19 protein-coding genes, 1 tRNA gene and 1 pseudogene are annotated in these 18182 nt (G+C 44.2%); 14 read left to right on the top strand and 7 right to left on the bottom strand.

Annotated features, from left to right (window positions below; genetic code table 11):
- Positions 1-571 precede the first annotated feature (571 nt).
- Together A3739_RS17715 and eutC are read left to right on the top strand one after the other, a co-directional pair.
- Positions 572-1981 carry an ethanolamine ammonia-lyase subunit EutB gene (locus A3739_RS17715; RefSeq protein ID WP_068477111.1) on the top strand — a complete coding sequence of 470 codons (1410 nt, stop codon included), beginning with the start codon at positions 572-574 and terminating at the stop codon, positions 1979-1981.
- 1 nt (position 1982) lies between these two features.
- Positions 1983-2843 carry an ethanolamine ammonia-lyase subunit EutC gene (gene eutC, locus A3739_RS17710; protein WP_068477113.1) on the top strand — a complete coding sequence of 287 codons (861 nt, stop codon included), beginning with the start codon at positions 1983-1985 and terminating at the stop codon, positions 2841-2843.
- Positions 2844-2877: 34 nt separating this feature from the next.
- Here the strand turns inward: eutC and A3739_RS17705 are convergent, their stop codons facing one another.
- Positions 2878-3546, bottom strand: a complete 669-nt coding sequence (locus A3739_RS17705; RefSeq protein ID WP_197469039.1) for a PEP-CTERM sorting domain-containing protein — start codon at positions 3544-3546, stop codon at positions 2878-2880.
- A gap of 305 nt (positions 3547-3851) precedes the next feature.
- Here A3739_RS17705 and yeiP point away from each other — a divergent pair, with 305 nt between their 5' ends.
- The gene (gene yeiP / locus A3739_RS17700; RefSeq protein WP_068477116.1) at positions 3852-4427 is read left to right on the top strand and encodes an elongation factor P-like protein YeiP; all 576 of its coding nucleotides are present in this window, start codon (positions 3852-3854) and stop codon (positions 4425-4427) included.
- A gap of 364 nt (positions 4428-4791) precedes the next feature.
- Entirely contained in the window at positions 4792-6153 is a 1362-nt protein-coding gene (locus A3739_RS17695) for an MFS transporter (protein ID WP_197472404.1), read from the top strand.
- A 40-nt stretch (positions 6154-6193) separates the two neighbouring features.
- Here A3739_RS17695 and A3739_RS17690 read toward each other — a convergent pair.
- Positions 6194-6269, bottom strand: a tRNA-Phe gene (locus A3739_RS17690).
- 151 nt (positions 6270-6420) lie between these two features.
- On the bottom strand, positions 6421-6693 hold the full coding sequence (locus A3739_RS17685; RefSeq protein ID WP_068476069.1) for an oxidative damage protection protein: 273 nt from the start codon (positions 6691-6693) through the stop codon (positions 6421-6423).
- Between the two features lie 164 nt (positions 6694-6857).
- Here A3739_RS17685 and A3739_RS17680 point away from each other — a divergent pair, with 164 nt between their 5' ends.
- The 6 genes from A3739_RS17680 to A3739_RS17655 all read left to right on the top strand — a co-directional run bounded on the left by A3739_RS17680 (position 6858) and on the right by A3739_RS17655 (position 12573).
- Positions 6858-8069, top strand: a complete 1212-nt coding sequence (locus tag A3739_RS17680) for a glycosyltransferase family 1 protein (protein WP_068502259.1) — start codon at positions 6858-6860, stop codon at positions 8067-8069.
- Positions 8020-8586 (top strand): phosphatase PAP2 family protein, encoded by a 567-nt coding sequence (locus A3739_RS17675; protein WP_068477119.1) that lies wholly within the window; start codon positions 8020-8022, stop codon positions 8584-8586. The genes A3739_RS17680 and A3739_RS17675 overlap by 50 nt, the downstream gene beginning before the upstream one ends.
- Positions 8587-8685: 99 nt before the next feature.
- Positions 8686-9603, top strand: a complete 918-nt coding sequence (asd, locus tag A3739_RS17670; protein WP_068477121.1) for an archaetidylserine decarboxylase — start codon at positions 8686-8688, stop codon at positions 9601-9603.
- Positions 9600-10283 carry a hypothetical protein gene (locus tag A3739_RS17665; protein ID WP_197472403.1) on the top strand — a complete coding sequence of 228 codons (684 nt, stop codon included), beginning with the start codon at positions 9600-9602 and terminating at the stop codon, positions 10281-10283. Before asd ends, A3739_RS17665 begins: the two co-directional genes overlap by 4 nt.
- Before the next feature lie 42 nt (positions 10284-10325).
- Entirely contained in the window at positions 10326-12026 is a 1701-nt protein-coding gene (locus A3739_RS17660; RefSeq protein WP_082878473.1) for an aminotransferase class III-fold pyridoxal phosphate-dependent enzyme, read from the top strand.
- 67 nt (positions 12027-12093) lie between these two features.
- Positions 12094-12573: a DM13 domain-containing protein gene (locus tag A3739_RS17655; RefSeq protein WP_068477123.1), complete on the top strand. Its 480-nt coding sequence runs from the start codon at positions 12094-12096 to the stop codon at positions 12571-12573.
- 4 nt (positions 12574-12577) lie between these two features.
- Here A3739_RS17655 and A3739_RS17650 read toward each other — a convergent pair whose 3' ends face one another.
- Positions 12578-12919 carry an ArsR/SmtB family transcription factor gene (locus tag A3739_RS17650; RefSeq protein WP_369819776.1) on the bottom strand — a complete coding sequence of 114 codons (342 nt, stop codon included), beginning with the start codon at positions 12917-12919 and terminating at the stop codon, positions 12578-12580.
- A 59-nt stretch (positions 12920-12978) separates the two neighbouring features.
- Here A3739_RS17650 and A3739_RS17645 point away from each other — a divergent pair, with 59 nt between their 5' ends.
- The 3 genes from A3739_RS17645 (at position 12979) to A3739_RS17640 (ending at position 14831) form a co-directional block, all read left to right on the top strand.
- Positions 12979-13887 carry a permease gene (locus A3739_RS17645; RefSeq protein ID WP_068477125.1) on the top strand — a complete coding sequence of 303 codons (909 nt, stop codon included), beginning with the start codon at positions 12979-12981 and terminating at the stop codon, positions 13885-13887.
- Between the two features lie 154 nt (positions 13888-14041).
- Complete coding sequence (locus A3739_RS28865) at positions 14042-14209, top strand: hypothetical protein (RefSeq protein ID WP_156502658.1); 168 nt, start codon at positions 14042-14044, stop codon at positions 14207-14209.
- 52 nt (positions 14210-14261) lie between these two features.
- Positions 14262-14831, top strand: a complete 570-nt coding sequence (locus tag A3739_RS17640) for an ABC transporter substrate-binding protein (protein ID WP_068477127.1) — start codon at positions 14262-14264, stop codon at positions 14829-14831.
- A gap of 36 nt (positions 14832-14867) precedes the next feature.
- Here the strand turns inward: A3739_RS17640 and A3739_RS17635 are convergent.
- Positions 14868-15452 (bottom strand): annotated as a pseudogene (locus A3739_RS17635) (NAD(P)H-dependent oxidoreductase).
- Between the two features lie 153 nt (positions 15453-15605).
- Positions 15606-16517 carry an alpha/beta fold hydrolase gene (locus A3739_RS17630; RefSeq protein ID WP_068477129.1) on the bottom strand — a complete coding sequence of 304 codons (912 nt, stop codon included), beginning with the start codon at positions 16515-16517 and terminating at the stop codon, positions 15606-15608.
- Between the two features lie 87 nt (positions 16518-16604).
- Here A3739_RS17630 and A3739_RS17625 point away from each other — a divergent pair, with 87 nt between their 5' ends.
- Positions 16605-17618 (top strand): AraC family transcriptional regulator, encoded by a 1014-nt coding sequence (locus tag A3739_RS17625; RefSeq protein ID WP_068477131.1) that lies wholly within the window; start codon positions 16605-16607, stop codon positions 17616-17618.
- 44 nt (positions 17619-17662) lie between these two features.
- Here A3739_RS17625 and A3739_RS17620 read toward each other — a convergent pair whose 3' ends face one another.
- A complete protein-coding gene (locus tag A3739_RS17620) occupies positions 17663-18151 on the bottom strand; it encodes a hypothetical protein (RefSeq protein ID WP_068502257.1) in 489 nt (162 codons plus the stop codon).
- Positions 18152-18182 lie beyond the last annotated feature (31 nt).

The raw sequence follows: 18182 nt of genomic DNA, 5'->3' as shown, positions 1-18182 counted from the left end.
GACATTTATGAAGTTGTTCAGTTATTTTAAGGCTTATTCATCGATAAAACCGATTAATAAAAACATAAAACAAATGAATTTACTGAGCAATTATATAAACGCACTATAAGTGGGCGCTATTTGAGTAAATCAATAGAAACAATACGCTGTCCAGCATCTAGCACGCCCAAGCAGTCTCATCACAAAAAAATTCCCAAAACACTAAAAATATCCTTACTTTATTTCAGCAACAGAGGGATGCTCTTGTATAAAAGTCGTGAGCGGCCCCAAACCCTATACATAGCAATGTGCAATAATCGCCATCACAGTTCACGGCGTTATAGAGTGCCTCAGCGCTATACTTAGCATCAAGTTCAATTGCCGTATACAAAACATTAACAAGCACTCTAATACCGCATTACTTGGCCAAACTATTGCTTCAAAAAAAGAAGAGCAGATTATTAAAGAGAAGCTTTAAAACAACTAACTAAGTTCCGCGCCCTCCCTCTCTTGTGGTTCATCACTGCATGAGAGGGAGTTTTTGGGTACACAGAACAATGAATAAAAACGACAAGATCCTAGAGAACAAAACATGAATAAAGGTCGTTATTCGTTTCATCACAGCGTCGGGTCAAAAACCTATCACTTCAACGATCTAAAAGAGCTCATGGCGAAAGCAACTCCTGCTCGCTCTGGTGATCGATTAGCTGGACTCGCAGCGAGTAATGCTGAAGAGAGGGTTGTTGCACAGATGGTGCTCGCGGAAGTACCACTTAAACGATTTCTAGAAGATACGCTCATTCCCTACGAAGATGACGAAATAACACGACTGATCATTGATGAGCACAATAAAGCAGCCTTCGAACCCATATCTCATCTTACGGTTGGAGATTTTAGAAACTGGCTACTTAGTGATCTCGCAAGCACCGAAATGCTAACGACAATTCGCTCAGGCATCACGCCAGAAATAGCCGCCGCGGTCAGTAAAATAATGCGTAATCAAGATTTGATACTGGTTTCTAAAAAGTGCCACGTCAGTACCGCATTTAGAAATACCATTGGACTCCCCGGCCACTTATCAACCCGACTTCAACCAAATCACCCTACTGACGATCTCACGGGGATCGCAGCGAGCATACTTGATGGATTGCTCTATGCCAATGGCGATGCAGTCATCGGAATAAATCCCGCCACTGATAATGTCACTCAGACCTGTCGATTACTCGATATGACGAACGAACTCATCGAAAGCTACGAAATACCAACGCAATCCTGTGTTCTTACCCACGTAACAAATACGATCGAAGCCATAGAAAAAAACGCTCCTGTCGATTTGGTGTTTCAATCTATTGGCGGCACGCAAGCTACAAATGACAGCTTTGGCTTTAATCTAAGCACTCTTGCCGAAGCACACGATGCAGCACTATCGCTAAATCGAGGAACGATAGGCAATAACGTCATGTATTTTGAGACAGGCCAAGGCAGTTCATTGTCTGCAAATGCACACCATATGGTTGACCAACAAACATGTGAAGCAAGAGCTTACGCAGTTGCGCGAAAATTCAATCCGCTTCTGGTCAATACGGTGGTCGGATTCATCGGTCCAGAATACCTATACGACGGTAAAGAAATCATACGTGCAGGTTTAGAAGACCATTTTTGCGGCAAGCTTCTCGGCGTACCAATGGGGTGTGACGTTTGCTACACCAATCACGCTGATGCAGACCAAAACGACATGGATAATTTACTGACACTGCTCGGTGTCGCTGGCTGCAATTTCATTATGGGAATTCCTGGATCAGATGACATCATGCTGAATTACCAGACCACTTCATTTCATGATGCCTTATACGCAAGACGCGCTATGGGCCTTAGGCCTGCGCCAGAATTTGAGGCGTGGCTGCATAAGTTAGAGATTGCGAACGATCACAATAGCTTTAGTTTGAACAGTCATGTCCCTGCTCTGTTTAACGACTCCATTAAGCGCCTCGCAGGAAGTTAAGATGAGCAAAGACGAACAGAGCAAACAAGCTCAAACGGCAAAAAACTCTGAAGCATCAGTTACTGACAATCCTTGGGAGCGACTACGTGCATTTACAGATGCGAGAATTGGACTAGGGCGTGCGGGCATCAGCATACCAACGAAGCACTCATTAGCCTTTCAGCTTGCACATGCAAAAGCACAAGATGCCGTGCATACCCCATTGAGCTTTGAAAACATTTCAACAGATCTAAACGCACTTAAGGAAGTTAGTGATTTCGGCACTCTAGCGCTTCATAGCCAAGCCAAAAATCGCCAAGAATACCTGCAACGCCCTGATTTTGGCCGACTCTTAAATGAGCCATCATGCGAATTACTCAATCAAGACCAAGGCAACAAAAACATCGACTACGACTTAGCGATTGTCGTTGTTGATGGTCTGTCTGCGTTTGCCATCGAGCAAAATGCTGCGCCATTTCTAGCCGAGTTATTACCTCGATTAGGAGCGCGAGAAGCCCCCTCAGAGTCATGGAACATTGCGCCAATTTGTATCGTTGAACAAGGTCGCGTCGCGATTGGAGATCATATCGGCACACTTTTAAATGCAAAAAGCGTCTTGGTTTTGATTGGAGAACGCCCCGGTTTAAGTTCTCCTGACAGCATGGGGCTCTACCTAACTTGGTCTCCAAAACTCAATTTAACTGATGCTAGCAGAAACTGTATTTCAAACATTCGACAAGCCGGAATGGGCTATTCAGAGGCAGCTCAAAAAGCGACTTATTTATTAAATGAAGCACGAATCAAAAAGCTCTCTGGTGTTCAACTGAAAGACAGAAGCGAAGACGAAAGTTTTCTTGAGGCAGAAACGAAAAAGCCCGCTTAATAGCGGGCTTCCTACAATAAGAAAGTGCCTGAAACTAACGCTTTCTAGCTACTCGCAAACCGAGCAAGCCCAACCCAAGAAGAGCTAACGAACCAGGCTCTGGAACATCAACAGAGCTAAGAACAACGTTATCTAACATAATGCCAATATTGTCGCCGCCAGCGTGATTAAAAATAATCGAATCACTTGTGTCACTGCCAACAATAAATTGATAAGTGACTGTCTGCCATGGATCAGAGCTGTTCAAAGAGAAGTTCTGATCAAAGAATCCGCCCAAGGTAACAGCCATTGTATCGCCACCACTGTTTCGCTGATTTCCTGAGATGTCAAAACTCAACTCGTAAGTACCTGCGGCAAGAAAAATAGATGAACTAGAGAATACGCCTGCATTGCGAGTAGTCCCATCTAAATCAACACACTTACCAGCGCCACCAACACATCCAATACCCCACGGGTTTGGCGTACCTACCAAATCAACAGTACCTTCGCTGACAGTCCAGTTAGTAAACCCATTGTAGTTAAGGTGAGAAGTCTGAGTTCCCTCAGAATCAAAATCATCCTGAAAAATAATAGCGGCTTGCGCACTTACTGCGAGCAACATAGCCACAACAAAAGCAGTCATCCGTGTATACATCTGCAAATCTCCAATCTTATAAATAAAGTCACCAATTCGGCTCGGTGAATGCAGCAAATATCCAACCATTTTTTATGAACCATCTGATATCAATAACTTAACCATAAAACCTGAATATAAAAAAAAGAGAAATGTAAATTATCCTGACGCTTTCAGTAAACATGAACTAAAAAATAGCTCCCATACTTGCGACAGCATTTAAAGGAATAGACTCAGCTCACGCTTTCGCTCTATCTCGATGCGCAACCGCGTTATTATGTTTTGTATCACACATAACAAAACAATCACCTTTATTCTTCTGCACATAAAACACTTATCAATTCCATTTCGCTCCTTATAATAGGCTCCAAAATAAATTCAAAGAGAGTAAAGACATGCCAAAAGCTAGCGAAATAAAAAAGAATGCAGCCATTGAGTACAACGGCGAAGCGTATTTTGTAAAAGACATCGAGCGTTCTGTTCCGCAAGGCAGAGCGGGAGGGAGCCTTTACCGTATGCGCATGTATAACGTGACAACTGGCCAGAAGATTGACGAAACTTTCAAAGATTCTGACATGCTTAATTTCGCCGACTTGAGCAGACGTCCCGTCACATTTTCATACAACGATGGCGACGAATATGTATTTATGGATAGCGAAGACTATTCGTCTTACTCACTGCAAAAAGCCAGCATTGAAGAAGAGTTGCTGTTTATCACCGATGCATCTCAAGGCCTACAGGTTCTGATCTTAAATGACCATCCAGTAGCCGTTGAAACCCCATTGATTGTTGAGCTGGAAATTGTCGAAACAGACCCATCTATCAAAGGCGCTTCAGCAAGTGCACGCACCAAACCAGCGACTCTATCAACAGGTTTGATTGTTCAGGTGCCTGAGCATATTTCTACTGGCGATCGGATCAAGATCAACGTAGAAGAACGCAAGTTCACTGGTCGCGCAGAAGCCAAGTAAAACGTTCAAGAAGCTCTTGGTTGAACGCGTGCTTCGACCAAGAGCGACTATAAGAAACACTGTCCACCCCTAAGATAATTTGCGCGCTCGCAAAACTGTGGTTCTTATTAGTCTTACATTAGAAACCACATAAGCTCCCACACTTCGAGAACTGCACCGAAGAGCGATAACTCGCGCTGAAGTGCCAATCAACCTTACAGTATGCCGACATGCGAAGAGATCATTCTACGATACTCGGAGCATTGTGCAGCACACCCACTTCATTTACTCTAGCTGAGCAAAAAATAAACAACATAAATCCACTTACGCGATTCAGGCGTTCGCAATATCGTAGTACAACAATAACAAACCACGGTACACATCCATGTCTTCCATTACAGAAACCACTTCGTCGGCCATGCCAGACGAAAACACTAAAACAGCGCCATGCGCAGAAATCCTCCCTTCCTCTACCGAGAATCCATACGACAATACACGCTACCGAAACTATGTATTGTTCATGTTGACCATGGCCTACGCCTTCAATTTTATTGATCGACAGATTCTTGTGATTCTTCAGGAATCAATCAAGCAAGAATTGCTGCTGAGTGATGCTCAGTTAGGCTTACTCACGGGTATCGCATTCGCCTTCTTTTACGTCATGATGGGCATTCCAGTCGCGCGACTTGCTGACAAATGGGTACGGCGAAACATCATGAGCATCGCCATATCCACATGGAGTTTTTTCACCGCAATTAGCGGCTTTGCTCAAAACTATACTCAGCTACTACTCGCACGCATCGGGGTTGGTGTGGGTGAATCAGGCTGCAGTCCGCCAGCTCATTCCATGATTTCGGATATGTACCCTGCCGAAAAACGCGGTACTGCCTTATCGATCTACTCTCTTGGCATCAATATCGGTGTTCTATTCGGCTTTCTACTAGGCGGCTGGATTAACGAATTCTTTGGCTGGCGTGTTGCTTTTATTGTGGTCGGCGTACCAGGCATCTTAATTGGCATTCTCATTCAAACCACGATTAAAGAACCGATTCGCGGCGCACGTGACGCGATTGAAAAGGTCGAGGATGCGGTGTCATTTAAGGAATCGATCAAAACGCTGTGGAGCAAAAAATCTTTCAGACATATCTCTCTCGGCGCTTCATGTCTTGCGCTTATCGCGTATGGCAGCGCGATTTGGTTTGCCCCTTATACGCTGCGTAACTTTGACATTCAAACTGGCGAACTCGGCACTTGGCTTGCGCTCATCAGTGGTATCTTAGGTGGTGCCGGAACCTTATACGGAGGTTATCTAGCGGATAAAAAAGGTGTACAGGACAAGCGCTGGTATATCTGGATACCTGCTGTTTCGGCAGCGATAGCACTCCCGTTTTTGTTCCTTGTTTACATGCTCGATGAACTTTATTTAGTGCTTTGCTTGTTTGCTATTCCAGCCACCATGGCAACGGTATATATGGGCCCAAGCTTGGCCATGGTACAAGGACTGGTCAATGTGCGAATGCGCGCACTCGCCTCAGCCATTTTATTTTTCGCGATCAATATTCTTGGCCTAGGCTTAGGCCCTGTGCTTGTCGGTATTATCAGTGATCAGCTAAGTGCAGATTTCGGTACGCGATCAGTGGGCTATGCAGTACTAGGTGTCTCCGTTGTATTCAGTATTATTGCTATCTGGCAGTTCCTTGCTGCTGGCAAATACATTAATGAAGAGATGGAAAGCGCCAAAGGTTAGAAACGAAAAAGGCCGCTTGAAAAGCGGCCTTTTTGGATAATGGTGCCCGGAGGCGGAATCGAACCACCGACACGGGGATTTTCAATCCCCTGCTCTACCGACTGAGCTATCCGGGCTTATTTTTTACAGTGTTTTCTCACTGGCTTGATCATATTCTCACCAAGCTTTTTCGTTGAGGTCTTGCCTTCAACGGGGGCGTATTAAACCCGTTTCGTTTTAGTGAGTCAAGCAGTTTTATCAACTAAATGTGAAGTAAATTAAAGTTGGTTATTTTGTAGGCGGAACATAGCCTTCAGCTTGCTCAAAAGCTTCATTCGAAAGGAATTTTTGCATCTGTTCGCGCAAAAATTCACGCGCACTTGGGTCCATCATATTCAAGTGCTTTTCATTGATCAGCATGGTTTGATGACCTTGCCATTCTTGCCATGCTTTCTGTGAAATATTTTCGAACAGATCTTGCCCTATTGCACCGGGCATTGGTGGAACAGGCAAACCAGGGAGCTCTTCTTGGTATTTGCGACAAAACACAGTGCGCGACATACAGATACCTTCGTCTAGAAATTTTAACGCGCAAAGTGTAACCCGAGTTTGTTCTAAACCAAAAAGACAAAAGCGCATTGTTCATATTTTCGTCATCACTTTGCAGCCTAACTGTAATATTCGCCGATCAATGTATGCCCCATGAGACAGAGAGGGGCTATGTAATGACATTAAAAAATGTTTTGTTGGTGACAGAAACCTATCGCCCAGAAATCAACGGTGTAGCAACAACGCTCGGTAAATGGGTTGACGGCATGCTGGCCTTAGGTATTCGGGTAACGGTGATTCGTCCCAAGCAACACTCAGCCGACAAAGCTATAGATTCTCGAACCTTCGATAGAGAGTCAGAAAAGCTTGTATTTGGCTTACCTATCCCTGGTTATGCTGATCTGAAGTTTGGCTTAGTCTCTCAAAAGTGGATGAAGCACCAGCTTCAACGAATCAAACCCTGCGCAATCTATATTGCAACAGAAGGTCCCCTTGGTTACGCGGCATTAAAAGCAGCAAAGCAACTTAAAATAGGCGCAGTTACGGGCTTTCATACTAACTTCCAAAGCTACTCTAAGTTTTACAACTTTGGTTTTTTGGAGCCTCTCATCATGAAGTATATGAGATGGTTTCATAACACGAGTGCAAGCACGCTTGTTCCTACACAACAACAAAAACAAATGCTTGAACACAAAGGTTTTACGAACACTGAAGTGGTCTCGCGCGGTATCGATGGCGAACTGTTTTCTCCGACAAAAAGAAATCAACAGCTTCGCGATCAATGGGGAGCTTCTGAAAACGAGCCCGTGTTTTTATACGTAGGTCGTATCGCTGCTGAAAAAAACTTAGAACTCCTTGCAGACACTTACGAGAGCATTAGCGAGAAATACCCCAAAGCTAAGTTCGTGTTGGTAGGTGATGGCCCTCTCAAACCAAGTCTTGCTGCACGCTACCCTGCTTTAATTTTTGCAGGAGTGAAGCGAGGCGAAAAACTTGCACAACATTATGCCTCCGGCGACATCTTCCTATTCCCCAGTCAAACAGACACGTTTGGCAATGTTGTCACTGAAGCAATGGCGAGCGGTTGTTGTATCTGTGCCTTTGATGATGCCGCGGCGAAAGAGCATTTAGATAACCGCCAATCAGCTTTTCTTGCTGACCTTGGCGATGATCGCCAGTTCATCAAAAATGCAATCGCAGCTTATGAGAAAACCGATCTTCGCAAAAATCTATCAATGAGTTCAGTTGTTCTAGCACAACGACTGAACTGGCAAAAACTAGTTCAGCAATTCTGTAAAACACTCGAAAAATCGCAATCGACTCAATACGGTAAAGCACATGCAAATAGATCGAACCTTCGTTTTAAGCCAGAAAGCTCAAGCCGCTGACATACAACTATGCAGAATGCTAAACGGGTTCTGCAGACAACCTTGGATTGGTATTTTCTTTACGATAGTGAGCCGCTTAGGCAATGGTGTTTTTTGGTATCTTGCTGGCTTATCTTTACTATACATTGATGGACTCAATGCGCTTCCCGTATTGATCACTTACATCATCACAGGTTTGATAGGTGTTTTACTTTATAAAACACTTAAAAAAACATGGGTGCGCGAACGGCCATTCATTTCTTACACCCATATTTTTCAAGTTTGTGCCACGCTCGATCGCTATAGCTTCCCTTCTGGACATACACTCCATGCCGTAAGTTTTACGACAATCTTAGCGCTCACCTATCCAGCATTGGGCACCCCGCTTTGGATTTTCACTGCTTTGATTGCATTGTCTCGACCAGTACTTGGCTTGCATTACCCAAGCGATGTATTAGTCGGAGCCATACTAGGCCTTGCTTTAGGTTTAGCTGGATACGGGTGTTTACTACTCATGTTGCCGCTTAGTTTTTCATAAGCCCTTTTTTCACAATCCCTGTTTTTCAAAATACCTAGCGTCACAATAATGTAGTAAATCGTTCATGTAGCTGTCTTTTTTGACACCTACATTAAGCCCATGCAAAACGAACTCACCCATACAAAGAACGTTAAAACGTTCTCTCTGATAGAAACGCTTAACTTTTGGCTAACCAATTACATTCCACGCGCAGCGAGCACACGCTTGATGCGACGACTAAGCAAAATAGAAAATCCTTTATTCGTTAAAGTCGCTCTTAAGCTATGGCAATTTGCGAGTGATGATATGCGCTTACACGAAGCCAATCAGCAACACTTCCAAAGTCTGCATGAATGCTTTACACGAACATTACGGCCCGAGACACGCCCATTCCCCGAAGACAAAACACTGATCACCAGCCCTTGTGACGCTGTAATCGGGGCGCACGGAAAGCTAAAAAATCTAGAGTTACTCCAAATCAAAGGAATGCCTTATTCACTAAACGAGTTAACTCAAGGCGCGATTGATCTTGCACCCTATCGTGATGGCCATTACATCACCTTGCGCCTCAAATCGAGCATGTATCATCACATGCACGCGCCAACAGATTGCGACACATCGAGCATCCATTACATTTCTGGGGATACATGGAACGTTAATCCACCCACACTTAGGCGCATCGAAAAATTGTTCTGTAAAAACGAACGCGCTGTCATCGAGCTCAACCCTGAAGATGCACATGCTCGAATAGCATTAGTGCCGGTCGCAGCCATTCTGGTCTCAAGCATGCGTTTTTCAGATTTAGATTTTCCTTTAGCGCTGCAATGCAAAGGAGCGAACAAGATTCCTTTCGAGCGGCACTTCACACGTGGAGAGCGCCTAGGAAATTTCGAGCATGGCTCAACAATTGTCATGCTCACCAGTAAGCATTTCACCTTCATGCCAGACATGGAAGAAGGGCAGATTATTCGCATGGGGCAAGCGCTAATGCGCCCAAATCACTTTCACGCTCAACCATCTACAGGTCAAATGTCATGAACCCAATGAACCAGCCTACGCCGCAAGGTGCCGTCGCATCTTTCTTCGCCGAGTTGAATGAACTTCGATGGGACGATCATCGCTATTATCATCAAAGCCGCATAAACCAAACATTGCACTTTATTAGCTCAATTAGTTTTCTAACGGCTTATGTGATGCTCTTTATCAATCCAGGTGTGGCAGCGCTGATTGGCTGGGGAATCGGTATGGTGTCACGCCAAAGTGGCCATTTCTTTTTTGAACCTCGCGATTATGACCATATCAACAAAGCTACCCATGAACACAAAGAAGAAATCAAAGTGGGTTACAACTTAAACCGTAAACGCGTACTTCACGGCATCTGGGCAGCGATTCCAATTGCACTGTACTTTGACCCAACGTTTTTCGGCACGATGACCGCCTACACTGACTTCAATGGTTTTCTGAATAACATGGCCATCGCATGGCTAATTTTAGGCGTCACAGCCCTGCTCTTTAGAACCTTCCATTTATTTTTTATTCGTGATGTAAAAACCGGCATCGCATGGTGCGTGAAAATTCTTACCGACCCTTTCCATGACTGCAAAATCTACATGAAGTCTCCGATTTATCTAATGCGCGGTCAGCTAATGGACCCAATGACCCACGCCGTATCAAGCCATCCAGACGAAATAGATCAAGACTGCGATGCTCGAAGCTAAGGATTCAGATCTGTTCACAATGCGACAGAGAGGTAATCAAAAATGACTGAACTTACAAGCTCATGGAATCACGAGCAATTTGTGCTGCTAATGATTGCATTAGTGATTATTTACTCGCTCTATCGCATTGCCATCCGTCTGCAATTATCCAAAGCAAAGCACCCGTCTCTACGTGGGCACGCAAAGATGTCAAAGCAGGTAGCTAAACTTCTCCCGTACTATCGATATAACGACGCTAGAGTCTTTAGTTGTGACAATGCGCCGGAGCATATTGCAGCACAACGCCAAGCCAGTTTTAACGATCTTAAAGAACGCTTAACACGTCTATCTCCTAACTCAATCGCTGCAAGCAAAAAACTGGAAGGAAAGTTATCGGATGTCGATTTCACTAACCGTTATCGCGTGCCATTTCAGTTTCGTGCTTTTATGCATAATGAAATGCCTATCGGTCTGATGGCCGATACAACGAGCGGTACGCAGATTCGCGACTTAGACGGCAACTGGAGTTATGACTTAACAGGTGCTTACGGCGTTAATCTTTACGGTTACGATTTCTACAAAGAATGCATGGACGAAGGAATCGCTCAAACACGCGAACTTGGCGCAGCGCTTGGCCCATATCATCCCTTAATCATCAACAATACCGATAAGCTCAAAGACATCTCCGGATTAGACGAAGTGTCTTATCATATGTCGGGCACTGAAGCAGTAATGCAAGCAGTTCGTCTCGCGCATTACCACACAGGTAAGAAACGAACCGTTGTTTTTTGCGGTGCTTATCACGGTTGGTGGGACGGGGTTCAACCCGGCATAGGCAATCCACGAAAAGTGCACGATGTGTATACCTTAAAAGAAATGTCTAACGACACGCTCAGGGTACTTAAAACACGAAAAGACATAGCCTGCGTCTTAGTTAATCCGCTGCAAGCGCTCAACCCAAATGGCGGAAGCAGTAGCGATTCGATGCTGATAGCTAGCGACCGCTCAGCGCATTTTGATAAAGAAGCCTACACAGTATGGCTGAAAGCGCTTCGTGAGATCTGCACCAAGAAAAACATAGTGATGATCATGGACGAGGTATTTCTTGGGTTTCGTTTAGCGAAAGGTGGCGCTCAAGAGTATTTTGGCGTCCAAGCAGATATGGTCACCTACGGAAAAACACTCGGTGGCGGTTTGCCCGTTGGCGTCGTATGCGGCAAAGCAGAACTAATGAAACGCTATAAAGAACACAAGCCGACGGATATATGTTTTGCGCGAGGAACCTTCAACGCACACCCATATGTCATGGGCGCCATGAATGCTTTTCTAAAACGCGTAGAACAGCCGAAGTACTTGATCGAACCAGAGCGCTTAGACAAACAATGGAATACCCGAGCGCGCGTAATGAACGAAGTGTTTCAAGAAGCGGGTATTCCGATAAAAGTCGCCAACATGGCTTCTGTATTTGTGCCGATGTACACGCAAGCAAGTCGTTACAACTGGATGTATCAATACTATCTAAGAGCGGAAGGTTTGCTACTACCTTGGATTGGCACGGGACGCTTTATCTTTAGTCATAATTACAGCGATGAGGAATTCGAAACCGTCATCAAACGCATGGTTGCGGCAGGAATCGCCATGCAACATGCCGGTTGGTGGTGGCAAGCGCCGGCACTCACTAATAAATCAATCAAGCGTGATGTATTAAGAGAGCTAGTGAAAACCAAGCTGAGCGCTAAATCTAAATTGGCGAACTTAAGCTAGAATAAAAGTCTGAAGATTTAGGGTCTATATCGTCTAGACGATTCTCAATGATTTATTCGGACCAACTATGAAAAAAGCACTCATCCCCATTTTGCTCGTCACCCACATCATTGTTGGTGGCGTTGGCTTCGGCTTAGGCATTTATTTCTTGCCAATTTTAACTGCCCCACCGGCTCCCTCAGAGGCAGAACTTGTTGAGTCGAGCAAATCGGCTAGCTACACCGCTACCTTTGTACGCGAACTAAAAGGCAGTGATCGTTTTCACTGGGGGGATGGCGACGTTTCACTGTCTCCTACAACCATCACTTTTCAAGGAGAGCTGGCCCCCGGCCCCGACTACAAGCTTTATCTAACGAAAGAATTTGTTGAAACCGAAGCCGAATTTGAGGCGATTAAAGACAACTCTCCTCAACTAGCAGACATCAAAACCTTTGACGGATTCATCGCGGATATTCCTAGTGGTGTAGTACTTGAGGACTACACCACAGTTTTGGTGTGGTGCGAGAGCTTTGGGGAATTTATTACCGCTGCAAAATATCGCGAGTAGCCACTTAGCCCTGACAACATTCCTCTTGTAAGAAGGTAATCAAGCCATCCAACTCCGCATACTGGGCGACACAATATAGCGTTCGCCCTTCTCTTCGCTGAACGATCAAGCCAGCAGAGGCCAAACCGCTGATGTGATGCGTTAGCGTTGACCCAGGAACATCTAGCTCATCTTTTAGTACACCAACCGGAACACCAGCCTCTCCGCCCTTCACTAATCGTTTATATATCGCCAAGCGAATTGGGTGCCCTAGTTCTTTTAGTGCCTTTGCAGCTTTATCTAAGTCCATACTGTATTCAACCAAACAAAATAATATTTCGATATTACCAGAAATATCTTGACGCACTCAAATTACACCATTATATTTCGATTATTCTAGAAATATAGATTGACTGGAGAAGTATTATGACCTTTACACTAGATATGCTGCGAGAAAGCTTAGGCATGTTTGCTTTTCTCGCTGTTGAGCTCACTGTTTTATTCTTGCTGATTAGTTATGGCGTTGGTGTTTTACAAGAACGTATTCCACCTCAGAAGATTCAAGCCATTCTTAGTAGTAAGAACGGAAAAGGCTATTTTGTAGCTAGCCTTCTCGGTGCGATCACACCATTTTGCTCCTGCTCTACCATTCCATTTTTGAAGGGTTTGTTACGCGCAAATGCGGGCTTTGGCACAATGATGGTATTCCTGTTCTCAAGCCCACTCTTAAACCCAATTATCATTGGCTTGTTTGCGATCACCTTTGGCATAAAAGTCACTATTTTTTACTTCATTATCGCGATGGGTGTATCCGTTATTGCAGGTTTTCTGCTTGAAAAACTGGGGTTTGAACGCTTCGTAAAACCAGAAGCTTATGTGGAACCCGCTAAAACTTACGGAAGTGGATGTGGCTCCAAAGCACCTATCAATAAATGGAAAGCAATATGGGACTCAACTTGGAAAGACTTTAAACAAGTTGCACCGTACTTATTTGGAGGCATTGCATTGGGCGCGTTGATATACGGATTTATGCCTACTGAATTCGTCAGCTCTGTTGCGAACAAAGAAAACCCTTGGGCAATTCCTGTGTCTGCTGTGATCGGTATTCCCCTATATATTCGCGCAGAAGCCGTCATCCCATTGAGTGCAGTATTGGTTGAAAAAGGCATGGCGCTCGGCGCAGTTATGGCATTGATTATTGGCAGTGCGGGAGCAAGTCTTACCGAAGTTATCTTACTGAAATCATTGTTTAAAAATCAGCTGATCGCTGCGTTCCTATTCGTCATTTTATCAATGGCGATTGCAGCAGGTTTCTTATACAACATCCTATTCTAGCAAAATTAAGTGCCGTATCGCTTAGCTGCGGCACTTTCATTCTTCCTACCTGCTAATCGTCTTCAAAGCGATCTTCTAAATCATCTATTTAGATGTTGTTATACGTACTCGATTAATCTAATTTAGTTAACACAATTCAAAAAGATACACCCAGATGAATAAAAATAAATACAAACTCATTGGGCTATTTTTACTATTAGCCAGTGCAATATTAAAAGCCCAACAGACCGTTGTGTTAAGCAGTGGCGAATGGCTGCCATTCCAGTCACAAAACCTCAAACACGGCGGTGTCGTGGCGCGCATCGTTAGCCAAGCATTTTAAAACGCAAGACATACAAATGGAGCTGGAATACTACCCATGAAAGCGCGGTTATTTGCTTGCTAAAAACGCAAGCATTGATGGGACATTCGTGTGGTCCAAAAAAGATGAACGCTTTGCGGACTTTTTGTATAGCGATACCGTTATTACGGATGTTCCGGTTGTGTTCTATCAAAAAGATGCACCGATTCCTTGGGAAGCTGAGAACTGGGAAAGTCTAAAAGACATTAAAGTCGGGGCGACGATCGGATATACCTATCTATCGAACTTCAGAAAATATGAAACAGAGGGTTTGATTCAGGTAGAGCGATCAGAAACAGATTCATTAAACTTCAAAAAATTACTGCGTGGACGAATAGGTGCTTTCCCAGCAAGCTTAAACACCGGTTATGGGCTGTTGCAAAGCGAATTCACGCAAGAAGAAATTGATCAGTTAACTTACACCCCTCAAATGCGTCCCTCTTATCAGCCGACCACATTCCATTTATTGATTAGTAAGCTCACTCCAGACGCAGAAAGTATCATGTCAGCATTCAATAAAGGACTAACGAAATTGAGAAAATCTGGGGACTATGAAAAGTTTCTAAAACAATCGCGAAATGGTTTCTATGAAGTTTCAGATTAAGGCCCCCACTTTAAAATAGAGGCCCCAAACAGTGCTCTAAAAAATGCGATCTAAATGTGCTTCAAATCGTTTAAGGTCGTCATCGACGCTTGGTTTTTTCATCACGTCATAGGCCACGAACGTTTCAAGCGGCTCCATTGCGAAGAACCGAAAATTCACATGCATCGGGAAGAACAAATCATCAACCGTTTTGCCTTGGAATAAATATTCACCTGGGTCATTAAACGCTTCTTCGGGTGCGTTGAAAGTTAATGACAGCATATATTTTTTACCCGCTGCTATGCCTCCACCGCCATAGTTTTTCTTAGGTTCTTCGTGGGTACGCCCATCATCGTTACACAACTAGCCACCCATACCAGCCGTGTAGACTTCATCAATATATTTTTTGAATGTCCATGTCACGCCCATCCAATTCACAGGCGTTTGAAGAATCACAACATCAGCCCAAACATGATTCGCAACTTGTTCATCCACATCATATTCTTCTGCAGAATTTACAACGCGCGTTTCATGTCCCTTTTCTTGTAGACGAGCCTCTGCCAGCTCCACCATGGTTTTGTTTAATCGACCTTCTGAAAAAGGATAAGGATGATGCCCATTAAGAATTAGCACCTTGCTCATACTTTCGCCAATTGAAATAAATGCTCTTAGCAATGTAAAAGTAGGGACGCGCGCATCCCTCTAAAGTTCATTTTTTTTGGCTAGTAAGATTTAGCACGATTCTTTGCAGGTTCAAGCACCTCGCGTTAACTAGGCACCCGAGAAAACTAGTCGTTAATACGAAATTTGAGTTAGAAAAGAGCGATACGCCTTCACAGATGCATCAGGAACCTCTTCCATCGGTAGATGCCCAACGTCTTCAAATATATACATTTGGGTTTGAGCGATTTCTTTTTGAAACCGATAAGCATTGGCTACCGGAAAATAAAGATCCTCTTGTCCCCACATTACAAACGTTGGAACGCTTACATCAGAAATTAACTGTGAGTCTTGGTCTAGACGCGCTTTAACACGTTTTGGGAACGCCGCTAAATTACCCGGATAACGGGACAACTCAAAATATCGATCCACTAGCTTTTCATCAACCAAGGCTGAATCGAAATACACATCCCTTAGGCCAATGTCATACATAAATCGAGGAGAAAAATGGCTCATTATCGTATCGAACACCGGCCATTGTGCGAGCTGAATAGGTGGTGGCCAGCGCTCTTGAGGATAACCTAGTGAGTTCATCAAAGTTAAACTTGCAACCTGCTCAGGTTTTTCTAGCGCGTATTGCCATGCAATGCGCCCACCTAATGAACTGCCCACGAAATGTGCCGATTCGATATTCAAATGCCCAAGAAATTGCTTTAAAAAGGTCACATCGTCTGACACTTCGTAGCGGTCTTTGTGGTCAGGACCGGTCAAGCCGAAACCAGGTAAATCCATACGGATAATGCGGTAATGCTGTTTCAATGATTCAGTCCATGCATCCCAAGTATGCAGTGAAGATGCCGTACCATGAATCAAAACGATTACATCGCCCTCTCCTTCATCCCGATAATGAATACGGTTTCCATCGAGCTCCATAAATGAAGAAGATGAGTTGGTATATTTTTGCTCTAATACTTGTGGGTCGATGGATTGACTGCACGCACTGAGAAGTGCGCTAAGTACGAGAACGCAAGCGCTAAAAATTCGCATCACAATTCAGTCCTGTGGGGTTATGATTGAAGATGTGAATGTTAAAAGTAAGCCAAACAGCAACCTAGGTCCTTCGGTAACACGTTTATGTCTATTGGTAACACTGTCTCATGCGCAGCAGCGCAAGACCTAGTCGATATATGTCTTGAGTTAGACATTTTATCGACGAAAACACTGAGTGAGCTGGGATGGGATAGGTCATGGAGCAATAGCCCTGACTCGCGCCTACCAGAATCGGTTCTGATCTCTTTATGGCAAGAGATCGACAAGCACGATAAAGGACGAGGCCTTGGTTTACGCATTGGACAAACAATTAATCCAAACGCCAAGGGATTATTAGCAAGTTGGGTTAGTCAATGTAGTAATTTAGGCGAGGCATTAGAAGTATTTACAAACAATCTTGTGCTCATGAATGCCTCGGAGAACATCACCGTGCACAGGCAAGATAGCCTTGTTAGTTTGACCTTTAATATCGGAAGTAAACAACAATATCCTACCATCGCGATCGAACGCAGTATGAGCGCCGTGATGGCGTGGGCATATTCACTGACGGGTAATGAACTTACGATAGAAAAAGCCGAATTCAGTTTTCCAGAGCCTGATTACGCTCATCAATTTAAACAGATTTTTGGTCACTCAATTCGATTTAACGCTTCATCAAATAGAATCTCGATCAAAGCGCAAGCACTTGAGCTCCCAATCGTCAGCAGCAACTCGTTAGTGAAAGGGATAATTCAATCGAAAGCCTCAGAGCTACTATCAGATATTCAAGGCACAAGCTCGACCCAAGAAAAAGTAAAAAAACGCATAGAAGAAAGAATCAAAAGCTCAGAACCAGTTAGTACGGAATTAATTAGCGCCTCGCTGGGAATGAGCAGACAAACGCTCTACAGGAAGCTAAAAGAAGAGAGCAGCGATTTTAAAACTTTATTCGATCAAATAAGAAAAGAGGAAGCAGCAAAACAACTAGATCGAGGAGTGAGCTTGTCTTCGTTGAGTTTGCATCTGGGCTTTAAAGAGACGAGCGGCTTCTACAAGGCTTACAAGCGTTGGTTTGGCCACTCTCCTAAAGCGGTCTCTCGAGATCAAACTAAGAACTAGAAGCTAAAAACTAGGTCAAAGCTAATCTCTTCTCGCGAAATGCCCTAGCCCATTCGGACAGACGTGATCGCAGGATGTTTTAATAACACTTTATTTGCTGCTTTCTCAGCTTTGTCACCAAGATGCAAATGAATGATGTGTTTCTTCTGCGCTACATAACGACCCAATTGAGTAAAGTCGCGGTGAACTCGACGTAAACCCAATAGCCCTGCCTCCCACGTGCAGAAGCCAATCACAAGTCCGCAAAAAATGAGTCCTGCGCTCATGTATTCTGAACTCATTAAACCCAGACCTAAAAAACCGAAAAGCGCGACACCGGACAGGATCAAACCACATATTAAGCCTGACCGCATCGACGGAATCGCATCCGTTTTCAGTAACTCGTTTTCAGCCTTGAGATGATGCGTGTCGACGCCATAGGCGTCGCCGCTCCAAACAGAAATGCTATCCTTCTCTACTCCAGCTTCCATCAACTCGTTTTGAATTAGCTCAACTTCGTCTAAATCGTCTGCCACAAAATACGTGTCTTTCATACGCTTACCCTCGTTCAAAGTAGGATCAGTT

The organism is Oleiphilus sp. HI0067, assembly GCF_001635735.1.
The sequence above is the reverse complement of the archived record's forward strand: the minus strand, read 5'-3'. Positions and strand labels throughout refer to the sequence as shown.